The sequence below is a fragment of the Nitrospira sp. BLG_2 genome, from assembly GCF_049222245.1.
The window spans coordinates 1-3798 of sequence record NZ_JBLYIG010000541.1 but is presented as its reverse complement, the minus strand read 5'-3'; the positions used below and the strand labels follow the sequence as shown (position 1 = coordinate 3798).

At 53.9% G+C, this 3798-nt stretch carries 3 protein-coding genes; all 3 read right to left on the bottom strand.

Translation table 11 applies throughout. From position 1 onward, the window contains the following. Nucleotides 1-58: 58 nt before the first annotated feature. Nucleotides 59-535 (bottom strand): hypothetical protein, encoded by a 477-nt coding sequence (locus tag ACOSYY_RS14520; protein ID WP_421663239.1) that lies wholly within the window; start codon nucleotides 533-535, stop codon nucleotides 59-61. Between the two features lie 74 nt (nucleotides 536-609). Further along, nucleotides 610-2793 carry a glycine--tRNA ligase subunit beta gene (glyS, locus tag ACOSYY_RS14515; RefSeq protein ID WP_421663238.1) on the bottom strand — a complete coding sequence of 728 codons (2184 nt, stop codon included), beginning with the start codon at nucleotides 2791-2793 and terminating at the stop codon, nucleotides 610-612. A 6-nt stretch (nucleotides 2794-2799) separates the two neighbouring features. Next, a complete protein-coding gene (locus ACOSYY_RS14510) occupies nucleotides 2800-3735 on the bottom strand; it encodes a glycine--tRNA ligase subunit alpha (protein ID WP_421663237.1) in 936 nt (311 codons plus the stop codon). Nucleotides 3736-3798 lie beyond the last annotated feature (63 nt).

Here is a 3798-nt window from a genome sequence, read left to right as displayed (position 1 = left end):
CCGAAATAGTAGACGTATTTCTTTGCCACGTGACTTCTCCTTCCGGGAAGAGTGCGTATCAATGAACGGACGACCCGCGACGACCGTCTGTTTCCAGACGGAACCGATAGCGGTTCACCAAGAACCACTTCGCCCTTACGCCACCGATGATAATCGCGGCGACGAACAATATCAGCACCAATAATCGGTAGTCAGCTTGAATATCTTCATCGACATAGTAATGACCGTCCGACGCCTTCTTGAGCTTCGTGTCAGGCCGGAGATAATGCGTCTGTCCACTGGGATCGGAAAGATTAAGCCATTCCGAACAGAGTCGAACCGGTTCGTTCGCGCCGGGCAATGACTGCCACGTCAGCCGAAGACACACATCCTGTTTGGCATTGAACAGATCAGGCGTCTTCATCAAGTCATCCAAGTTGATGCCGCTGAGCCTGAGTCCGGCGAGAAGGATCGCATTGCAGAGCACCATCAAGGCCAGCGAGACTGCCAGAGAAAATCGACGAATCTTGCCCGCACGACGGCTTTCGTCCGTCATCGGATGATCCATGGCACCTCCCGCCTTGCCGTAAACCTCGCCGGCCTGATGCCCGTCTCTTCCTCCGATTTGACCTACCGTCCTTGTACCACAATCTGGGAAAAGTCCGCGAACTTCATGAATAACTCATCAACCTCTTTGAGCAACGTCAGCCGATTGCCGCGAATAGTCTTATCTTCCGCGTTTACCATTACCGCTTCAAAAAATGCATCAATGATCGGCCTAAGCCCCACCAAGGAATTCAATGCCTCATGATAGTCACCCATCGACAGGGCGAACCCCATCTTCTCTCCTTCTTCGGCGACGGCCGTGTGAAGCGCCGATTCTGACGGATGCTGAAACTTCGTCGCATCGACCGGCTGGCGTTCCCACTGTTCTTTTTCTACCAGGCGGTGAGCCCGCTTAAAACCGACGATCAAGGGATCGAATTCCGGCTTCCTCGTCACGTCTTCAACGGCCTTCATCTTCTGCACGAGATCGACGAGATCCACCGACCTATCATATGCTGATTTCAGCACCGAATCGATAACGTCGTCGCGCAGACCATGCACGAGCCGGACGTAGTGCCGAACCCGCTCAAAGACAAACTCCGTAATTTGCCGGAGTCCTTCCCGTTCGAACCCCTGCACGCGCTTGAACCCGCCATCCGACACCCGGTCAATAGCCTGATTGATGTATTTCTCCAGATCGATCCGAAGGCTTCCTTCAAGGAGAATCCGAACGATCGCAGTCGCATGCCGTCGGAGCGCAAAGGGATCTTCCGAGCCCGTCGGCACAATGCCGACAAGAAAAAAGGCAGCAATGGTATCCAATCGGTCAGCCAAAGACAGTAGTTGTCCTGCAACCGTGCTGGGTAATTCTCCCTCAATCGCGCGGGGAAGGTACTGTTCTCGAACCGCCTGGCTCACGGCCTCCGATTCGCCGTCATGTTTGGCATACTCTCCCCCCATCACACCCTGGAGCTCTGGAAACTCGCCAACAATGCCGCTGAGCAGGTCAGCCTTTGCGAGCGATGCAGCACGGATGCAGGTCTGACGAAGTGCCTCGTCCTGCGGAGATACGTGTGCAGCAAGCGACTCCACCAGGTTCTTCACCCGTTTTTGCTTCTGCGCCATCGTGCCGAGTTTCTGATGGAACGTGACGCCGGTAAGTTTTTTCCCTCGTTCTTCCAGGCTCACCTTCCGGTCTTCGTCGAAAAAGAACTTCGCGTCAGCCAATCGTGCCGCCAGCACACGCTCGTTCCCTGTCCGAATGAGCGACATATTTTTTGGTTCATTGTTGGCCACGGCGATAAAATGCGGAGCCAGCTTGCCGGACTTCTTGTCCCTTACCGAGAAGAATCCTTGATGTTCTTTCATGGAAGTAATCAGAATTTCTTGCGGGACTTCCAAGTATTCCGGTTTGAAGTTACCAAGAACGGCACAAGGCCACTCCGTGGTATACACCGCCTGGTCGAGTAGAGCATCATCCGCGTTCAATCCAACACCCGCTTTGATACAAAGACGGTCGATTTGCTTCTGAATCGTGATTCGACGTCGTTCGGGATCAAGAATCACCTTCTGCCGCTCAAGCGCTTGATTGTAGGTCTTGAAATCTTTCGCGGTAATGGGCTTTCCGTTACCCATCACGCGGTGACCGTACGTTCGATTGCCGGCTTTGATGCCGGCTACCTGTACCGGCAGGACCGTTCCTCCGAACAGCGCAACAATCCATCGCACAGGCCTGGCGAAACGCAGGCCTGTCTCATTCCACTTCATGGCTTTAGGGAACGACAGCTCTTCTAAGATCTTCGGTAATATTTCGGACAGGACAGTTATTGTGGGACGCCCCTTGTCCTCTTTGACAGCAAATACGTACTCGCCTTTCGGCGTTTGGCGAACCTCCAGGCTTTCAACCGACACACTCTGTCCGGCAGCGAACCCGATGGCCGCTTTAGTGGGTTGACCAGATTGATCGAAGGCGACCTTTTTGGACGGCCCCTGAGTTTCAATTGTGGTAGGGGTTTGATGAGTTGCAAGACTTTCCACAACCAATACCAGCCGTCGTGGCGTACCGTAAATTTTCATCGACCCAAGCGAAAGTCTGTGGTACTCAAAAAGGGCGCCGGCCTCCTTCTGTAAAGAAACAAGAGCAGGTTTTATAAATTGATACGGTAGCTCTTCGACGCCGATTTCAAGCAGCAACTCGGCCACAGGGGGCACGGAATTCCCTCTGCCTTTTTTCGGCGCGGCGCGTCCTGCTTTCTTTTTAGTCGCCATAACCTGTTACGTTCGGCCTACTCCGGCTTTCGAGCGGAGACTATCCGATTTCACGACTCTATTCTCGCGATTCAACAGCGGATGTCCCATCGCAGCCCGCTCGTCGATATAGCGCTCGGCGCACTGCCTGGCCAACGCCCGCACTCTGGCAATGTATCCGGTCCGTTCCGCGACACTGATCGCTCCGCGGGCATCCAGCAGGTTAAACAGATGAGATGATTTGATGCAGTAATCGTAGGCCGGCAATGTTAGACGCTGATCGGTCTGTGCCAGTAATCGCTTGCACTCCGATTCATTCGCCTGGAAGGCTTGCATGAGCATGGCAACGTCCGCTTGCTCAAAGTTGTAGCGAGAGCCTTGCACTTCGGTCTCGTGATGGATGTCCCGGTACGTCGCGCCGTCAGTCCACTCGAGATCAAACACGTTGTTCTTTTCCTGCAGGTACATCGCGATACGTTCCGTGCCATAGGTGATTTCGCCGGTGATCGGAGCCAGTTCAATCCCGCCGATCTCCTGAAAGTACGTAAACTGGGTGATCTCCATCCCATCCAGTCTCACTTCCCATCCAAGCCCCCATGCACCCAGCGTCGGCGACTCCCAATCATCTTGGATAAAACGAATGTCGTGTTCCTTGGGGTTGATCCCCAACCGGGCCAGACTTTGCAGATACAACTCTTGAATGTTATCCGGTGAAGGTTTCAGCACGACTTGGCACTGATAATAGTGCTGGAGACGGTTGGGGTTTTCACCATAACGGCCATCCGTCGGGCGGCGGCATGGCTGCACATAGGCAGCTCGCCACGGTTCCGGTCCGAGCGACCGCAGAAACGTGGCCGGATGAAAAGTTCCGGCCCCCATCTCCATGTCATAAGGTTGATGAATGACGCAGCCTTGATCGGCCCAGAATCGTTGAAGGGCAAAAACAAGTTCCTGGAAAGTCACAGATTCTACAGCCTGATCGGGAGAGATGATTAGATGCTTTCTCTAGAGCTGCAGGCTAGCAAG